The organism is Rhodobacter sp., assembly GCA_020637515.1.
GTDB lineage: Bacteria > Pseudomonadota > Alphaproteobacteria > Rhodobacterales > Rhodobacteraceae > Pararhodobacter.
The window spans coordinates 1-14,825 of sequence record JACKKG010000002.1; the positions used below are offsets into that span (position 1 = coordinate 1).

The 14,825-nt window shown below is 68.9% G+C and carries 19 protein-coding genes, 1 tRNA gene and 1 riboswitch; of the genes, 6 read left to right on the forward strand and 14 right to left on the reverse strand.

Annotated elements, in window-relative coordinates:
- The 8 genes from H6900_16050 to H6900_16085 form a co-directional block, all read right to left on the reverse strand.
- Nucleotides 1-210 (reverse strand): hypothetical protein (locus tag H6900_16050; GenBank protein ID MCC0074792.1); only part of this gene is annotated, 210 nt, incomplete at its 3' end.
- A gap of 267 nt (nt 211-477) precedes the next feature.
- The gene (gene rplL, locus H6900_16055) at nt 478-855 is read right to left on the reverse strand and encodes a 50S ribosomal protein L7/L12 (protein ID MCC0074793.1); all 378 of its coding nucleotides are present in this window, start codon (nt 853-855) and stop codon (nt 478-480) included.
- Nucleotides 856-926: 71 nt separating this feature from the next.
- Nucleotides 927-1,442 carry a 50S ribosomal protein L10 gene (gene rplJ / locus H6900_16060; protein ID MCC0074794.1) on the reverse strand — a complete coding sequence of 172 codons (516 nt, stop codon included), beginning with the start codon at nt 1,440-1,442 and terminating at the stop codon, nt 927-929.
- A gap of 314 nt (nt 1,443-1,756) precedes the next feature.
- Nucleotides 1,757-2,458, reverse strand: a complete 702-nt coding sequence (rplA, locus tag H6900_16065) for a 50S ribosomal protein L1 (protein MCC0074795.1) — start codon at nt 2,456-2,458, stop codon at nt 1,757-1,759.
- Between the two features lie 3 nt (nt 2,459-2,461).
- Nucleotides 2,462-2,914 (reverse strand): 50S ribosomal protein L11, encoded by a 453-nt coding sequence (gene rplK, locus H6900_16070; GenBank protein MCC0074796.1) that lies wholly within the window; start codon nt 2,912-2,914, stop codon nt 2,462-2,464.
- A gap of 103 nt (nt 2,915-3,017) precedes the next feature.
- Complete coding sequence (gene nusG, locus H6900_16075; protein MCC0074797.1) at nt 3,018-3,551, reverse strand: transcription termination/antitermination protein NusG; 534 nt, start codon at nt 3,549-3,551, stop codon at nt 3,018-3,020.
- A 244-nt stretch (nt 3,552-3,795) separates the two neighbouring features.
- Nucleotides 3,796-3,993 carry a preprotein translocase subunit SecE gene (secE, locus tag H6900_16080; protein MCC0074798.1) on the reverse strand — a complete coding sequence of 66 codons (198 nt, stop codon included), beginning with the start codon at nt 3,991-3,993 and terminating at the stop codon, nt 3,796-3,798.
- Between the two features lie 174 nt (nt 3,994-4,167).
- Nucleotides 4,168-4,243 (reverse strand) — tRNA-Trp (locus H6900_16085).
- A gap of 346 nt (nt 4,244-4,589) precedes the next feature.
- Between H6900_16085 and coaBC the strand changes: the two genes are divergently transcribed.
- From coaBC to H6900_16100, 3 genes are read left to right on the forward strand one after another with little or no spacing between them, the layout of a single operon-like run.
- The gene (gene coaBC / locus H6900_16090; protein MCC0074799.1) at nt 4,590-5,810 is read left to right on the forward strand and encodes a bifunctional phosphopantothenoylcysteine decarboxylase/phosphopantothenate--cysteine ligase CoaBC; all 1,221 of its coding nucleotides are present in this window, start codon (nt 4,590-4,592) and stop codon (nt 5,808-5,810) included.
- Complete coding sequence (dut, locus tag H6900_16095) at nt 5,807-6,274, forward strand: dUTP diphosphatase (protein ID MCC0074800.1); 468 nt, start codon at nt 5,807-5,809, stop codon at nt 6,272-6,274. The genes coaBC and dut overlap by 4 nt, the downstream gene beginning before the upstream one ends.
- Before the next feature lie 2 nt (nt 6,275-6,276).
- Nucleotides 6,277-7,344, forward strand: coding sequence for a HesA/MoeB/ThiF family protein (locus H6900_16100; GenBank protein MCC0074801.1), 1,068 nt, complete (start codon nt 6,277-6,279; stop codon nt 7,342-7,344).
- Here H6900_16100 and H6900_16105 read toward each other — a convergent pair.
- The 4 genes from H6900_16105 to H6900_16120 all read right to left on the reverse strand — a co-directional run bounded on the left by H6900_16105 (nt 7,341) and on the right by H6900_16120 (nt 9,953).
- Entirely contained in the window at nt 7,341-7,793 is a 453-nt protein-coding gene (locus tag H6900_16105) for a GNAT family N-acetyltransferase (GenBank protein ID MCC0074802.1), read from the reverse strand. The genes H6900_16100 and H6900_16105 overlap by 4 nt on opposite strands.
- Nucleotides 7,794-7,890: 97 nt before the next feature.
- On the reverse strand, nt 7,891-8,994 hold the full coding sequence (aroC, locus tag H6900_16110) for a chorismate synthase (GenBank protein MCC0074803.1): 1,104 nt from the start codon (nt 8,992-8,994) through the stop codon (nt 7,891-7,893).
- Between the two features lie 89 nt (nt 8,995-9,083).
- Nucleotides 9,084-9,611 carry a hypothetical protein gene (locus H6900_16115; GenBank protein MCC0074804.1) on the reverse strand — a complete coding sequence of 176 codons (528 nt, stop codon included), beginning with the start codon at nt 9,609-9,611 and terminating at the stop codon, nt 9,084-9,086.
- Nucleotides 9,612-9,632: 21 nt separating this feature from the next.
- Nucleotides 9,633-9,953 carry an antibiotic biosynthesis monooxygenase gene (locus H6900_16120; protein MCC0074805.1) on the reverse strand — a complete coding sequence of 107 codons (321 nt, stop codon included), beginning with the start codon at nt 9,951-9,953 and terminating at the stop codon, nt 9,633-9,635.
- 63 nt (nt 9,954-10,016) lie between these two features.
- Nucleotides 10,017-10,123: riboswitch (TPP riboswitch) on the forward strand.
- A gap of 37 nt (nt 10,124-10,160) precedes the next feature.
- Here H6900_16120 and H6900_16125 point away from each other — a divergent pair.
- Genes H6900_16125 through H6900_16135 form a run of 3 tightly spaced genes read left to right on the forward strand, consistent with a single transcriptional unit; the run spans nt 10,161 to nt 13,366 of the window.
- The gene (locus H6900_16125; protein ID MCC0074806.1) at nt 10,161-11,150 is read left to right on the forward strand and encodes a thiamine ABC transporter substrate binding subunit; all 990 of its coding nucleotides are present in this window, start codon (nt 10,161-10,163) and stop codon (nt 11,148-11,150) included.
- Nucleotides 11,134-12,684: a thiamine/thiamine pyrophosphate ABC transporter permease ThiP gene (locus H6900_16130; GenBank protein ID MCC0074807.1), complete on the forward strand. Its 1,551-nt coding sequence runs from the start codon at nt 11,134-11,136 to the stop codon at nt 12,682-12,684. The genes H6900_16125 and H6900_16130 overlap by 17 nt, the downstream gene beginning before the upstream one ends.
- Nucleotides 12,671-13,366, forward strand: a complete 696-nt coding sequence (locus H6900_16135; GenBank protein ID MCC0074808.1) for an ATP-binding cassette domain-containing protein — start codon at nt 12,671-12,673, stop codon at nt 13,364-13,366. Before H6900_16130 ends, H6900_16135 begins: the two co-directional genes overlap by 14 nt.
- A 30-nt stretch (nt 13,367-13,396) precedes the next feature.
- On the opposite strand, the gene H6900_16140 is transcribed toward H6900_16135, so the two are convergent.
- Complete coding sequence (locus H6900_16140; protein MCC0074809.1) at nt 13,397-13,921, reverse strand: hypothetical protein; 525 nt, start codon at nt 13,919-13,921, stop codon at nt 13,397-13,399.
- Between the two features lie 116 nt (nt 13,922-14,037).
- On the reverse strand, nt 14,038-14,820 hold the full coding sequence (locus H6900_16145; protein MCC0074810.1) for a cytochrome c1: 783 nt from the start codon (nt 14,818-14,820) through the stop codon (nt 14,038-14,040).
- Nucleotides 14,821-14,825: the final 5 nt, after the last annotated feature.

Sequence of the window (14,825 nt, forward strand, 5' to 3'; positions counted from 1 at the left end):
CGCCGTCTCGTTGAAGTCCTTGATCGGGAACACGGACTGGAAAGTCCCCATGAGACCTTCGCCATCCAGCGGCTTGTCGCTGTCCCCCGACCGCAGGAACAGGTCGTAGGACGACTTCTGCACCTCGATCAGGTTGGGCATCTCCAGGACTTCACGGATCTTGCCGAACATCCGGCGGATGCGCTTCTGACCAACATAGGACTGAGCCATGCTCGGTATCACCTTTCATTTTTTCGCGGGCGCGCCTGCCGTCGGGCCTCGGCGTGGCTGCGCCCCATGCGAAACAGAAGCTGGGGCTCCATTCCTGCCGACCGTCCCACCGGTCCGCTCCCGAGCCCCGGCTGCTTCTGGAAGGGGCGCCCTGCCCCGATGCACACCCGTCGCGACGGGCGCCCCTGCCAGAAACAGCTTTGGCCGGGCCCGGACAACGCCGGACCCAGCCATGTCATGCGGTCAGGGTGCGTCGCACCCCGCCAATTACTTCAGCTCGACCTTGGCGCCAGCCGCTTCGAGCTTTTTCTTGATCTCTTCGGCTTCGGCCTTCGGGGCCTGTTCCTTCACGGCCTTGCCGCCGGCTTCGACCAGGTCCTTGGCTTCCTTCAGGCCCAGACCGGTGATGCCGCGCACTTCCTTGATCACGTTGATCTTGTTGGCGCCGGCGTCGACGAGGATCACGTCGAACTCGGTCTTTTCTTCCACGGCTTCGGCAGCCGCGGCCGGACCGGCGGCCATCATGACAGCGCCGCCAGCGGCGGGCTCGATGCCGTAGTCGTCCTTCAGGATTTGCTTCAGTTCCTGAGCCTGCAGCAGGGTCAGGTTCACGATTTGCTCGGCGAGAGCTTTCAGATCAGCCATTTTTCAGTTCCATTCTAACAGGGTTATGCCGACATGGGGTAAGGTTACGCGCCATGCGGGCCGTAGGTTGCTCAAGCGGCTTCCCGCTCCTCCAGGGTGGAGAGGATGCCCGCGATGTTCGAAGCAGGCGCGCCAATGGCACCAGCGATGTTCGAGGCCGGAGCGCCGATGCACGCCACGACGGAAGCGATGAGCTCCTCGCGCGACGGCAGTTCGGACACGGCCTTCACACCGTTCTGGTCCAGGGCCGTGCCGCCCATGGCCCCGCCAAGGATTTCCAACTTCTTGTTGTCCTTGGCGTAGTCGACAACCACCTTCGCCGCGGCGACGGGGTCCTCGGAATAGGCGAGCACGGTCATGCCCGTCAGAAGGTCACCGATGCTGGCGCAGGGCTTTCCTTCAAGGGCGATCTTGGCGAGCTTGTTCTTGGCAACGCGCACGGCCCCACCGACAGCACGCATCTTCGCGCGCAGGGCCTGCATCTCGGCAACCGTCAGACCCGCGTAGTGTGCAACCACAACCACGCCAGAGCTTTCGAAGATCTGGCCGAGTTCCTCGACCACCGCTTCTTTTTGGGCTCTATCCACAGGTTTGCTCCAAGTTTGGGGGTTGCCCCCCGGCTCATTTGAGCCCCGGCTCCGCCGAAACGGCACCGGGACAGTCGGGTCCGAAAGGAACCGAGGCCAAAACCGCCCGAGGAAACTCCCGCGGTCGCGGGTCCCCAGCCAAATTCGTCTCGTTCCCCATCTCAGGCAGGACATTAAGCCTTGCATGATCCGGGCGGATCAGCGGCAGGGCACCCACCGTCTCGGACAGGACAGGGCGTTTCCGCCCCGCCATCCCCAGGGGCGACCCCGGGGAATTCTGGGCAGGACGGGCGCGAACGCCCATCCTGCGAAACTCACGCCGCGCCCGAGGCCGACGCCAGGTCCACGCTCACGCCCGGACCCATGGTCGAGCTCAGCGAAACCTTTTTCATGTAGGTGCCCTTGGCGCCCGTCGGCTTCGCGCGCGAGACCGCGTCAACGATGGCGCGGACGTTTTCGGCCAGCTTGTCGGCCGGGAACGAGACCTTGCCGACGCCGGCGTGGATGATCCCCGCCTTTTCGACCTTGAACTGGACTTCGCCGCCCTTGGCGTTGGCCACGGCTTGCGCCACGTCCATCGTCACGGTGCCGACCTTGGGGTTCGGCATCAGGTTGCGCGGGCCCAGGATCTTGCCCAGACGACCGACCAGCGGCATCATGTCGGGCGTGGCGATGCAGCGGTCGAAGTTGATCTCGCCGCCCTGGATCGCCTGCATCAGCTCTTCGGCGCCGACGATATCGGCCCCGGCTGCCTGGGCTTCCTCGGCCTTGGCGCCACGGGCGAACACCGCCACGCGGACGGTCTTGCCGGTGCCGTTGGGCAGCGAGACGACGCCGCGGACCATCTGGTCGGCATGGCGCGGGTCAACGCCCAGGTTGATGGCGACTTCGACGGTTTCGTCGAACTTGGCCGAGGCGGCGCCCTTGATCAGGGTCAGCGCGTCTTCGAGCGACACGTTGGTCTTGGTGCCGAAGGCGTCGCGCGCGGCGCGGGTGCGTTTACCGAGCTTGGCCATGACTTACCCCTTGACCTCGATGCCGCAGGACTTGGCCGAGCCGAGGATGATCTGCATCGCGCCTTCGATATCGTTGGCGTTCAGGTCCTTCATCTTCGCTTCGGCGATCTCGCGCACCTGCTTCACGGTGACAAAACCGGCGGTCTCGCGACCGGGTTTCGCCGAGCCCTTGGCGCGGTTGCGCTTGCCGACCGGCTTCAGGCCCGCGGCCTTCTTCAGATACCACGAGGCGGGCGAGGTCTTCAGATCCAGGCTGAACGACTTGTCCTGGTAGTAGGTGATGACCACCGGAATCGGCGCACCCTGCTCCATGTCTGCGGTCTTCGCGTTGAAGTCCTTGCAGAACTGCATGATGTTGATGCCGCGCTGACCCAGGGCCGGACCCACGGGCGGCGAGGGGTTGGCTTGCCCCGCCTTCACTTGCAGCTTCAGCTGCCCGATCACTTTCTTGGCCATGTGGCCGCTCCTTTGTCACAACGCCCGCCGCCGGATCATCCGCTCGCGGGCCTGCTTAGTGGTCCGACCGCACCCGTCGGGTGCCAGCCTCCCACACCAACACTCAGGCGCCCTTGGTCACCTGGGTGAATTCCAGTTCGACCGGCGTCGGCCGGCCAAAGATCGACACCATCACCTTCAGGCGGCCGTTGTCGTCATCGACTTCCTCGACCATGCCCGAGAACCCGTCGAAGGGACCGTCCGAAACCTTGACCTGCTCGCCGATCTCGAAGCGGATCAGGTTGCGCGGCGCGTCCTGGCCTTCCTCGACACGGTTCAGGATCAGGTTCACTTCCTCGTCGCGCATCGGGCTGGGCTTGCCGGGTTGCCCCAGGAAGCCGGTGACGCGATTGATCGAGGTGACCAGGTGATAGCTGCGGTTCGTCATTTCCATGCGGACCAGAACATAGCCCGGCATGAAGCGACGCTCGGAGGTGACCTTCTTGCCGCGACGGACCTCGATCACTTCCTCGGTCGGAACGAGAACCTCTTCGATCTCGTCTTCCATGCCCGCTTCGGAAGCGGCCTGACGGATCGCTTCGGCGACCTTCTTCTCGAAATTCGAGAGCACGCTCACCGAATACCAGCGCTTGGCCATGCGTCTTCCCCGTCAACGGCGAGCCTGACCCGCCCCGAAATTCCCTTTGCGACCAGCAGCTTGCGCTTTTCGTGGTCACGGCTCTCCGGCAGACAAAAAATGTGCGCACCGAATCGGTGCGCGCCATCATGCCGGGTGTTGGTGCTGCACTTATCGCCAAGGACCGACTTGTTCAAGGGGTCATTGGCCGATCCGGGGCCATTGCGGGGTCGCGCGGACGGCCGCGCCGGCGCCCGGCGCCGGTTCAGCTGACCCAGCCGAGAATCGCCGCCAGACCGGTGCGGATCACGAAATCGACCAACGCGAAGAACACCGCGGTCAGGCTGGTCAGCACCAGCACCATCACCGTGCTCACACCGACCTCGCGACGGGTCGGCCAGGAAACCTTGGCGGTTTCCGAGCGCACCTGCTGAAGGAAGGTCAACGGATTGGTCCTGGCCATCTTGGCACCTCTGGGCGATTGAGCGGCCACGCGGGCAGCACGCGGCGGTTGGCGCCCAGATACGCCCGGGGGGAAACGAGTTCAACCCTGCGGGCCGGCGACGCGCAGGAACCCGCCAATGATGACGTTTCTGCAACACTGCACAGTCGAAACGGACGCTGGCGGAAAAAGGCCTGGCAGGGGCAGCAGGGTTCGAACCCGCGACCTACGGTTTTGGAGACCGTCGCTCTACCAGCTGAGCTATACCCCTAGGCCTGAGGCGGGGGTTACGGCAGCGGCGCGGGGAAATCAAGGGGCGTTTTTCGTGTTTCGGCGGGTTCCCAGTCCGGCGACCGGGCGGGGGGTTCGCCCTCGGCCGGCGGCCTTCCAGGCCGCAGCCCTCGGGCGACCGGGCGCGGCGCTGACGCGCCGCGCGCAAGGGGGCCTTGCGCCCCCTCTTCGCTGCGCGAATTCACCCCCGCAGGATATTTGGGGCACAAAGAAGGACCGGGACGGGGCCGGGGGGCCGGGGGACGGGGCCAATCCGGCCGGGCGCCACCCGGTTGCCAAGCCGCGCCCTGGACCCTACACCAAGGGGATCGTTTCGCGAGGATCCCATGCTGGCCGGAAAGCGCATACTTCTGATCATCGGCGGCGGTATCGCGGCCTACAAGTCGCTGGAACTGATCCGCCTGCTGAAGGCACAGGGCGCCACCGTCACGCCGGTGCTGACCCGGGCCGGGGCCGAGTTCGTTACCCCGCTGTCGGTCGCCGCGCTGGCCGGCGCGCCAGTGCATCAGGACCTGTTCGACCTGACGGCCGAGGCCGAAATGGGCCATATCCAGTTGAGCCGCGCCGCCGATCTGGTGGTTGTCGCGCCCGCCACCGCCGATCTGATGGCGCGGATGGCCGGGGGGCTGGCGAATGACCTGGCGTCCACATTGCTGATGGCGACGGACAAGCGGGTCCTGATCGCGCCGGCGATGAACGTGCGCATGTGGCAGCACCCGGCCTTGCAGCGCAATCTGGCGCAACTGGTCGCCGACGGGGTCCTGTGCGTCGGCCCCGACAGCGGCGACATGGCCTGCGGCGAGCATGGGCCGGGGCGTCTGGCCGAGCCGCGCGCGATCCTGGCGGCGATCGGGGCGGCGATCGGGGCGGCGCTGGCGGACGGGCCGCTCAAGGGGCGGCACGTCCTGGTGACCTCGGGCCCCACGCACGAGCCGATCGACCCGGTGCGCTACATCGCCAACCGCTCGTCGGGCCAGCAGGGTGCCGCCCTGGCCGAGGCGCTGCGCGATCTGGGGGCGCGCGTGACCTTCGTCACCGGGCCGGCCACCGCGCCGCCGCCCGGGGGCGTGACGCTGGTCCGGGTCGAGACCGCGCGCGAGATGCTGGCCGCGGTCGAGGCCGCGCTGCCCGCCGACGCCGCCGTCTTTGCCGCCGCCGTCGCCGACTGGCGGGTGAAGAACGCGGCAGGGCAGAAGATGAAGAAGCAGGCGGGCGCCCCCCTGCCCGTTCTGGAATTCGCCGAAAACCCCGACATCCTGGCCACCATCAGCCACCATGCGCGGCGTCCCGGGCTAGTCGTCGGCTTTGCCGCCGAAACGGAAACCGTGGTCGCCCACGCCCAGGCCAAGCGCCTGCGCAAGGGCTGCGACTGGATCGTGGCCAACGATGTCTCGCCCGCCAGCGGCATCATGGGCGGCGCCGAGAATGCCGTGCATCTGATCACCGCCGACCGGGTCGAGGACTGGCCGCGCCTGCCCAAGCCCGAGGTCGCACGCCGACTGGCCCTGCGAATCGCCGAGGCCCTGTCGGGCGCGGTGTCGTCATGAGCGTGCTCATCAAGGTGCGGCGCGAGGACTGGGCCGATCCGGCGATCGCCCTGCCGGCCTATGCGACCCCGGGATCGGCCGGCGCCGACATCCGCGCCAACCTGCGCCCCGAGGACCGCGCGAGCGGCTTCACCCTGGATCCCTGGCAGCGCGCGCTGTTGCCGGCAGGGCTGATCGTCGAGATCCCCGAGGGCTATGAAATCCAGGTGCGGCCGCGCTCGGGACTGGCGCTGAAGCACGGGATCACCCTGCCCAACACGCCGGGCACCATCGACAGCGATTATCGGGGACCCGTGGGCGTGCCGCTGATCAACCTGTCCGACACGCCCTACACCATCCACCACGGCGAGCGCATTGCCCAGATGGTCGTGGCGCCCGTGGTTCAGGGGCGCTTTGCCGAGGTCGCCGTGCTGGGGGAAACGGGGCGGGGCGCGGGTGGATTCGGCTCGACCGGGCGGGGGTAGGCATGCAGGTTCTGCTGCTGGCGCTGGTGTTGTTCGCCGTCGGAACGGCGCTGAAGGTGCCGATGCGAGTCAGGCTGGGGATGCTGGCGCTGCTATGGCTGGCGGTGGTGATCGGGCACCTGCTGCTTCCGGCGACGCATCCGCTGCGCGTGGCCAACGGTGGCGACGCACGGCCCTGGCTGGTGCTGGCGATGGCGGTGCTGGCGGTCTGGGCCTATCGCGCGGGCCTGCGCCGGCTGCGGTCGCGGGCGGCGACAGCGGCGGCGGCGGCGGCGACTACGGCGGCCGGTCACGGGCCGGCGAAGGCGCCGCCGTTCTCTGAGGCCGAGCTGGGCCGGTATGCGCGCCACATGATGCTGCGCGAGATCGGCGGCCCGGGTCAGAGGCGGCTCAAGGACGCGAAGGTGCTGGTGATCGGCGCGGGGGGGCTGGGCTCTCCGCTGCTGCTGTATCTGGCGGCGGCGGGCGTGGGCACGATCGGCGTGATCGACGACGATCTGGTCGAGGGATCGAACCTGCAACGTCAGGTGATCCATACCGATGCGCGGATCGGCACCCCAAAGGTCTTTTCCGCGCAGATGCAGATGGAGGCGCTGAACCCCTTCATTACCGTGCGCCCCTATCACCGCCGCCTGACCGAGGCGGACGCCGGCGCGCTGTTCGCAGGCTATGATCTGGTCCTGGACGGGACCGACAATTTCGACACGCGCTATCTGGCGAATCGGGTGGCGGCGCGCCAGGGAACGCCGCTGATCGCCGCCGCGATCACCCAGTGGGAAGGGCAGATTGCCCTCTATGATCCGGTGCGGGGCGGGCCGTGTTACGAATGCGTGTTCCCTGAACGCCCGGCCCCGGGGCTGGTGCCCAGTTGCGCCGAGGCCGGTGTGGTCGCCGCGCTGCCCGGGGTGATGGGATCGATGATGGCGCTGGAGGCGATCAAGCTGCTGACCGGCGCGGGCGAGGGTCTCAGGGGCGCGATGCTGATCTATGACGGGCTCTATGCCGAATCGCGGCGCATCACCACGAGATCGCGCACGGGGTGCCCGGTCTGCGGCGGGATGCACGGCTAGAGCGGCTTTTCCATGTAGACGCGCGGCAGGCCCCGTTCGGTGACACGGTGCGTCTCGTGGTAGCCCGCCGCCGCGTAGATGCGCCGGTTTCGCGTCATCTTCTCATGCGTATAGAGCCGGATGCGGGTGTGGCCCAGGGCCCGAGCCTGGGCCTCGGCCCGGGTCAGCAGGGTGCGGCCGAGGCCCTGACCGTGCAGCGCGGGCGCGACGGCGATGTTGTCGAGAAGCAGCGCGTCGGGTTGGGGGATCAGCACCAGAAGGCCGAGGATATGCCCCGCGCGTTCGACCACCTGAACGCGGTGCGCGGCGACGAGAGCGCCGTAATCGTCCTGCATCGGGCCGGGACACTGGCCGAATTCGGCGACATAGGGGCCATAGGCGGCGGGGACCAGCGCCTCGATCGCGGGGCGGTCGCCGGGACTGGCGGGGCGCAGCCCCGCGATCGTCACCGGGTGCGGCGGGGGGCTGCCGCCCCCCGCACCCCCCGCTTCAAGGGGGGCACGCCCCCCTTGAAAGTCCCCGTGCGTATTGGCGACAAGATGAGGATCATCCGATCACGCCGCGGGGCGTTTCGCCCATCTGGGCGCGGTGCAACAGGAACTGGTCGAGCAGCACGCAGGCCATCATCGCCTCGCCCACAGGCACGGCGCGAATCCCGACGCATGGGTCGTGGCGGCCCCTGGTCACGACCTGGGTGTCCTGACCGTCCAGGGTGACGGAACGGCGCGGCGTCAGGATCGAGGAGGTGGGTTTCACGGCAAAGCGCACCACCACGTCCTGCCCGGTGGCGATCCCGCCCAGGATCCCGCCCGCATGATTGGACAGGTAGTGCGGGGTGCCGTCGCGCATGTGGATTTCGTCCGCGTTCGCGACCCCGGTGAGCGCGGCGGCGGCGAAGCCTTCGCCGATCTCGACCCCCTTGACCGCGTTGATGCTCATCATCGCGGCCGCCAGTTCGCTGTCGAGCTTGGCGTAGATCGGCGCGCCCAGGCCCGCTGGGACGCCGCGCGCCACGACCTCGACCACGGCGCCCACGGAATTGCCGTCCTTGCGCAGCGCGTCGAGATCCGCGGCCCAGAGGCCGGCGGTTTCGGCATCGGGGCCCCAGAACGGGTTGCGGTCGATTTCGGCCCAGTCGAAACGCGCGCGGTCGATCGCGCGCGGTCCCATCTGCACCATGTAGCCCGTCACCGACAGCCCCGGCACCAGCGCCGTCAGCACCTGCCGCGCGACGCCGCCCGCCGCCACCCGTGCCGCCGTTTCGCGCGCCGAGGACCGCCCGCCGCCGCGCGGATCGCGGATGCCGTATTTCTGCCAATAGGTGATGTCGGCGTGTCCCGGGCGGAAGCTGCGGGCGATGTCCGAGTAATCCTTGGACCGCTGATCGGTGTTGCGGATCATCAGCTGGATCGGCGTGCCGGTGGTGCGCCCCTCGAAGACGCCGGACAGGATCTCGACCGTGTCGTCCTCGCGCCGCTGGGTGGTGAAGCGGTTCTGCCCGGGTTTGCGCCGATCCAGCCAGGGCTGGATATCGGCCGCGTCCAGCGGCACGCCGGGCGGACACCCATCGACCGTCGCCCCCAGCGCCGGGCCGTGACTTTCGCCCCAGGTGGTCACGCGGAACAGATGGCCGAAACTGTTGAACGACATGGGCGCCCCCTTTGCTGGCGCCCGTCCTAGCCGCCCGGGGCGCGCCGCTCAAGTGCCGTTTTCCGCCGCCGCTTGCCCGCGTCCGCGGCCTAGGACCCGGTCAGCGTGAAGGGCAGCGCGATCGTCGCCGTGTCGTCCGAGGCCAGGTCGTGCAGCACATACTCGACCCGATAGTCGCCAGCGGGTGCGCCCCTCAGGTTCAGCGTGAGGGTCAGGTAGAACTCGCGGTTGCGCGCCCGGCTGGTCAGTTCCTGCCGCTGAAAGGCCGGCTGGCTGGCGACGATGGCGCCGGCGCCATCGCGCAGGACCACGTCGATGCTGAAACCGAAGGTCCATGTCCCGTCGCCGTTGCCACGCCAGCCAAAGCCCATCGGCTCGGCATAGAGGATCAGCGGCTCGGACGGGGCAAAGACCGCCGAGGCGCGCGGGTCATAGAGGCCGAAGCCCTCGGCCTCGCGGGTCACGAAGGTGACCGAGCGCGCCGTGAGCGGCATCTGGTCCCAGGCGGCGATGGCGGCGGCTTCCGCCCGGTCATAGGCAGCGAGGTCCTGGGCCGTGGCCGGCAGGACGCCCAGGGGCAGCGCCAAGAGCGCGGCGGACAATAGCAAGCGAAGCATTGGCATCCTTTCGCGTCGGCGTCAGAAAACGGCGGCGACGTCATACATCACCGGCTCGAACCGGGCGCACATCGCCGAGATGACGCGGTTGCGCTCGCGCATCTCGGGCGTGCGCAGCATCGCCTGGAAATCGCCGCGCTTCTGCCAGCGTGAATAGGTGGAAATCCGCGTCTGCGCGTCGTTCACATGGATCGCGCCGCCCAGAAAGCCGGGCTGATGGCGGATCACCTTGTCATAGGCATCGGTCAGCGCGTCCAGAACGTCCGAGCAGGTGCCGGGCGTCATCTCGAAAGTGGACACGACCGTCTGGCCGTCGAAATCCGGGGTGATGGTCAGGGACATGGTTTCCTCCAATGGCTGAGGCCATGGTGCCCCCTTGCGGCGCCGGGCGAAAGGGTTATGTTGCGCCTTACCTCGGGGTGCCGGCTTGAACCGGCTGAGATGCGGATGACCGCGGACCCGTTGAACCTGAACCGGTTAAGACCGGCGGAGGGAAGGTGACAGGTTGATCCTCCACCCCGACCCCGCCCGTCGCAATGGAGGAAAGACATGACCCGTTCCATCCTTGCCGCGGGACTGCTGTGCGTTTTCACGCATGCGGCCCTGGCAGACACACCCGTCTTGCACGTCCTGACCTATGACAGCTTTGCCAGCGACTGGGGCCCCGGCCCCCAAGTCGAGTCCGCGTTCGAGGCCGAATGTGGCTGCGACCTGGTGTTCGACACCGCGGGCGACGGCGCCGCGGTGCTGGCCCGGCTGATGCTGGAGGGCGCGCGCACCGACGCCGATGTCGTGCTGGGCCTGGACACCAACCTGACGGCGCAGGCGACGCAATCGGGCCTGTTCGCGCCGCACGGACAGACCCCGGCGCTGGACCTGCCCGTGGATTGGTCCGATCCGCTGTTCGTGCCCTTCGACTGGGGCTGGTTCGCCTTTGTCTATGACAGCACGCGCGTGACCAACCCGCCGGCCAGCTTTCGCGAGCTGATCGCCAGCGACCTCAGCGTGGTGATCGAGGACCCGCGCTCGTCCACGCCGGGGCTGGGGCTGCTGATGTGGGTCAAGGCCGCCTATGGCGACGAAGCCGCCGACATCTGGCGCGGGCTGGCGCCGCGCATCCTGACCGTCACACCGGGCTGGAGCGAGGCCTACGACCTGTTCCTGAACGGCGAGGCCGACATGGTGCTCAGCTACACGACCTCGCCCGCGTATCACCTGATCGCCGAAGGCGACGCGACCAAGGCCGCCGCCCGCTTTTCCGAGGGGCACTACCTGCAAATCGAGGTCGCGGGCATGGTCGCGACGACCGACCAACCCGAACTGGCGCGCCGCTTTCTGGCGTTCATGACCTCGGACGCGTTCCAGTCGGTCATCCCGGAAACGAACTGGATGTATCCCGCCGTCACCCCCGCGAACGGGCTGCCCGACGGGTTCGACACGCTGATCCAGCCCGACCCGTCGCTGCTGCTCGCGCCCGAGGCGGCGCTGGCGGCGCGGGACCCGGCGCTGGCCGAGTGGCGGAATGCGCTGGCGCAGTGACCCCCCGGTCTGGCCCCTGGCCGCCGCCCTTGTGGCGGCGGTGCTGGTGGCCCTGAACCTGGGGGCGCTGGGCGCCGTTCTGTGGCGCGCCGAATCGACGCAGGGGTTGCAGCCGGCCGACTGGGCCGCGCTGCGCTTCACCGTGCTGCAAGCCGCGCTGTCGGCGCTGCTGTCGGTGGCGCTGGCGGTGCCGGTCGCGCGCGCGCTGGCGCGCCGCCGCTTTGCCGGGCGCGGGGCTCTGATCGCGGTCATGGGCGCGCCGTTCCTGCTGCCGGTGCTGGTCGCCGTGTCGGGCTTGCTGGCGGTCTTTGGCCGCAACGGGCTGCTGAACGAGGCGCTGGCCGCGCTGGGATTGGCGCGGATCGGCATCTACGGGTTGCACGGCGTGGTGCTGGCGCATGTGTTCTTCAACCTGCCGCTGTCGGTGCGCCTGCTCTTGCAAGGCTGGGGGCGCATTCCGGCCGAGCATCTGCGCCTGGCGCAGTCGCTGGGCTTTGGCGCGCGCGCCCGGTTCCGCCTGATCGAGGGCCCGATGCTGGCCCGTGTCCTGCCCGGGGCACTGGCGGCGGTGTTCCTGATCTGCCTGACCTCGTTCGCGGTGGCGCTCGTGCTGGGCGGGGGACCGGCAGCGACCACGCTGGAACTGGCCATCTATCAGGCCTTTCGCTTCGATTTCGACCTGGGCCGCGCGGCGCTTCTGGCGCTGATGCAGGCGGGTGTCGGCGGGCTGGCGCTGGCGGCCCTGGCGCTGGTGCCGCTGCCCGGATCGGCGCTGGCCAGTCTTGACCGCACGGCCCCCGCCCCGCCCGGCGGCCTGGCGCGGGGCCTCGATTCACTGGCGATCGCGGCCGCCGCACTGTTCCTTCTGGTGCCGCTGGCGGTGGTTCTGCTGCGCGGCGTGCCGCATCTGGCGGCGATGCCGGTCACCGTCTGGGCCGCGGCCGGGCGGTCGCTGGCGGTGGCGCTCGGCTCCACGTTGCTGCTGGCGGGTTTTACGCTCGCCCTGACCCTGGCCGGACGGGCCCGCCGCTGGCCCGAGGGGTTGGGCATGGCTGCTCTGGTCGCCTCGCCGCTGGTGATCGGCACCGGGCTGTTCATCGTGCTCAATCCCCTGGTTGCCCCCGCGACCCTGGCGCTGCCGGTCACCGCGCTGGTCAACGCCGCCATGGCCCTGCCCTTTGCGCTGCGCGCCACCCTGCCCGCCGCCCGCCAGGCCGAGGCCGATTTCGCCCGCCTCTCGGCCGCGCTGGGTCTGTCCGCGCGCGCGCATCTGCGGCTGGTCCTGTGGCCCCGGTTGCGCCGCCCGATGGGCTTTGCGCTGGGGCTGGGTGCGGCCCTGTCGATCGGTGACCTGGGTGTCATCGTGCTGTTCGGGCAAACCGGAACCGAAACCTTGCCCATGGCCATGCAACGGCTGATGGGCGCCTATCGCAGCGATGCCGCGCAGGGCGTGGCGGTGCTGCTGCTGGCGCTTGCGCTGGGCGCCTTTGTGCTGGTGGAACGCCTGGTCGGAGGCCGCGATGCTGACGCTTGAATCCCTGTCGATCGTGCAGGACGACTTTCGCCTTGAGGCCGACCTCGGCGTGCCGATGGGCGCGCGTGTCGCGGTCATGGGGCCGTCGGGGGCCGGAAAATCGACGCTGATGGGCGCGCTGGCCGGGTTCGTGCCGCTTGCCGCAGGGGCGATCCGCTGGCAGGGCACGCGCATCGACGGGCTGCCCCCCGCGCGCCGACCGCTCAGCATCCTGTTCCAGGATCACAACCTGCTGCCCCATCTCAGCGTTTTCGACAATGTCGCGCTGGGCCTCGACCCCGATCTGCGGCTCGGCCCCGACGATCGTGCCGCGGTGCTGCGCGCCCTGGCCGACACAGGGCTCGGGGGGCTCGAGTCGCGCAAGCCCGCGCAGCTTTCGGGCGGGCAGATCAGCCGCGCGGGCCTTGCCCGGGTGCTGTTGCGCGCGCGCCCCCTGATGTTGCTGGACGAACCCTTTGCCGCGCTGGGGCCGGCGCTGAAATCCGCGATGCTGGACCTGGTTGGCCGGATCGCCGCGGAAACCGGCGCAACGGTGCTGATGATCACCCACGATCCGGCGGATGCGCTGCGGCTGTGCGACCAGACCTTGCTGGTGGCCGAGGGGCGCGCCCATCCCCCGGCGCCGACACGGGCGCTGCTGGACAACCCGCCGCCGGCGTTGGCCGCCTATCTGGGGCGTTGACCCCTGCGCGGGCGCCTCTTCCGGCCCGGATCAAAGCCCGCAGGCCCGGCGTAGCGCGCTGCGCGCGGTGCCGCTGCCGTTCAACCCCAGCCGGGTCACCAACGTGCCCGAGGGGGTCTGCACCTCCATCCGGGTGCCCCAGCCGAACGCCTCGAGGAAATCCTGTTCCAGCCCGCCGCTGACCTGCCACTGCCGGCCGGCGGGCTCATAGGCCAGGACGCGCTCGAACCGCTGGCCGTCCACGACCAGCACGACGGGCTGGTCCTTGCCCTCGGGGCCGGGAGGCAGCGCGTCACCGAAATACTGGCTGAAGCGGATCCCGCCCTCGGGTGCGTCGGGCCGGCACCAGAAGGTCAGCCGGCCGTCGTGGTTGTCCCCCTCGGCGCTGACCTCGACCGCGTCGCGGCCGGCGGTCCAGACCATCCAGGTGCCGGGCGCGACAAAGCGGAAGTTGTCGGGCTCGCCCCAGCGGCCGACGGCGACCCATTGCGCCGCGGCAGGCAAACCGCCCAGGCCGGCGGCCAGCGTCGTCAGGCAGAAAACGGCAACTTTCATGCGAAAACCCGTGCGTTTCGTGCAAACCTAGCCAAGCCCAGCGCCCCTTGCCAGAGCCCCGGAATGCAAAACGCGCCCCAGGGGGCGCGTTTCACGGGTCTGTGATCCGGGTCGGATCAGCTGTTCTTGGCCTGATCCTTGACCGGCGCCCACAGGCGCTTGTTGGTCAGGTAGAGCAGCGAAGCCAGCAGCACAAGGAAGACGACGCCGACAAAGCCCCACATCTTGCGCTGAACCAGATGCGGTTCGGCGGCCCACATCAGGAAGGCGGCGACGTCCTGCGCCATCTGGTGCTCGGTCGCCTCGGTCCCGTCCGAGTATTCGACCAGCCCGTCCGACAGGATCGGAGGCATGGCGACATTGCCGCCAAAGGCCGCGTTCTCGTAGAAGATCGCGCCGCCCTGTTCGGTTTCCTGACCGGTGAAGCCGGTCACGAACGAGGCGATGTATTCCGGGCCGCCCATGCCGTGCAGAAGCTGGTTGATGCCCAGCCCATAGGGGCCGTGGAAGCCCGCGCGCGCCTTGGCCATCAGGCTGAGGTCGGGCGCGTTCTCCAGCGACGAGCCGGGGAAGTGGTCGGGCGCGCCGGCGGTGCGATAGCCGCCCTGGCCGTCCGGCACCTCATGCTCGGCCGCGAAGGCGCGCATGATGTCGGGGTCCAGGCCGGGGCCGGTCGCATCGGTGAGCGAACGGAACGTCACCAGCTCCAGGCCGTGACAGGCCGAGCAGACCTCGTTGTAGACCTGAAGGCCGCGCTGAAGCTGCGCGCGGTCATAGGTGCCGAAGGGGCCCTCGAACGAGAAGGCGTAGTCATGGATATGACCGCCTTCCGCCGCCATCACCGGCGCGGTGCACAGCGCCGCGACCGTCAGGGTCGAAAGGGCAAGTTTGCGGATCATGGTAT

Bases quoted from the DNA above. Each gene is read 5' to 3' on its own strand.
- rplL (MCC0074793.1), bottom strand. From the start codon at position 855: ATGGCTGATCTGAAAGCTCTCGCCGAGCAAATCGTGAACCTGACCCTG.
- rplA (MCC0074795.1), bottom strand. From the start codon at position 2,458: ATGGCCAAGCTCGGTAAACGCACCCGCGCCGCGCGCGACGCCTTCGGC.
- rplK (MCC0074796.1), bottom strand. From the start codon at position 2,914: ATGGCCAAGAAAGTGATCGGGCAGCTGAAGCTGCAAGTGAAGGCGGGG.
- nusG (MCC0074797.1), bottom strand. From the start codon at position 3,551: ATGGCCAAGCGCTGGTATTCGGTGAGCGTGCTCTCGAATTTCGAGAAG.
- secE (MCC0074798.1), bottom strand. From the start codon at position 3,993: ATGGCCAGGACCAATCCGTTGACCTTCCTTCAGCAGGTGCGCTCGGAA.
- coaBC (MCC0074799.1), top strand. From the start codon at position 4,590: ATGCTGGCCGGAAAGCGCATACTTCTGATCATCGGCGGCGGTATCGCG.
- dut (MCC0074800.1), top strand. From the start codon at position 5,807: ATGAGCGTGCTCATCAAGGTGCGGCGCGAGGACTGGGCCGATCCGGCG.
- H6900_16100 (MCC0074801.1), top strand. From the start codon at position 6,277: ATGCAGGTTCTGCTGCTGGCGCTGGTGTTGTTCGCCGTCGGAACGGCG.
- aroC (MCC0074803.1), bottom strand. From the start codon at position 8,994: ATGTCGTTCAACAGTTTCGGCCATCTGTTCCGCGTGACCACCTGGGGC.
- H6900_16115 (MCC0074804.1), bottom strand. From the start codon at position 9,611: ATGCTTCGCTTGCTATTGTCCGCCGCGCTCTTGGCGCTGCCCCTGGGC.
- H6900_16120 (MCC0074805.1), bottom strand. From the start codon at position 9,953: ATGTCCCTGACCATCACCCCGGATTTCGACGGCCAGACGGTCGTGTCC.
- H6900_16125 (MCC0074806.1), top strand. From the start codon at position 10,161: ATGACCCGTTCCATCCTTGCCGCGGGACTGCTGTGCGTTTTCACGCAT.
- H6900_16130 (MCC0074807.1), top strand. From the start codon at position 11,134: ATGCGCTGGCGCAGTGACCCCCCGGTCTGGCCCCTGGCCGCCGCCCTT.
- H6900_16135 (MCC0074808.1), top strand. From the start codon at position 12,671: ATGCTGACGCTTGAATCCCTGTCGATCGTGCAGGACGACTTTCGCCTT.
- H6900_16140 (MCC0074809.1), bottom strand. From the start codon at position 13,921: ATGAAAGTTGCCGTTTTCTGCCTGACGACGCTGGCCGCCGGCCTGGGC.
- H6900_16145 (MCC0074810.1), bottom strand. From the start codon at position 14,820: ATGATCCGCAAACTTGCCCTTTCGACCCTGACGGTCGCGGCGCTGTGC.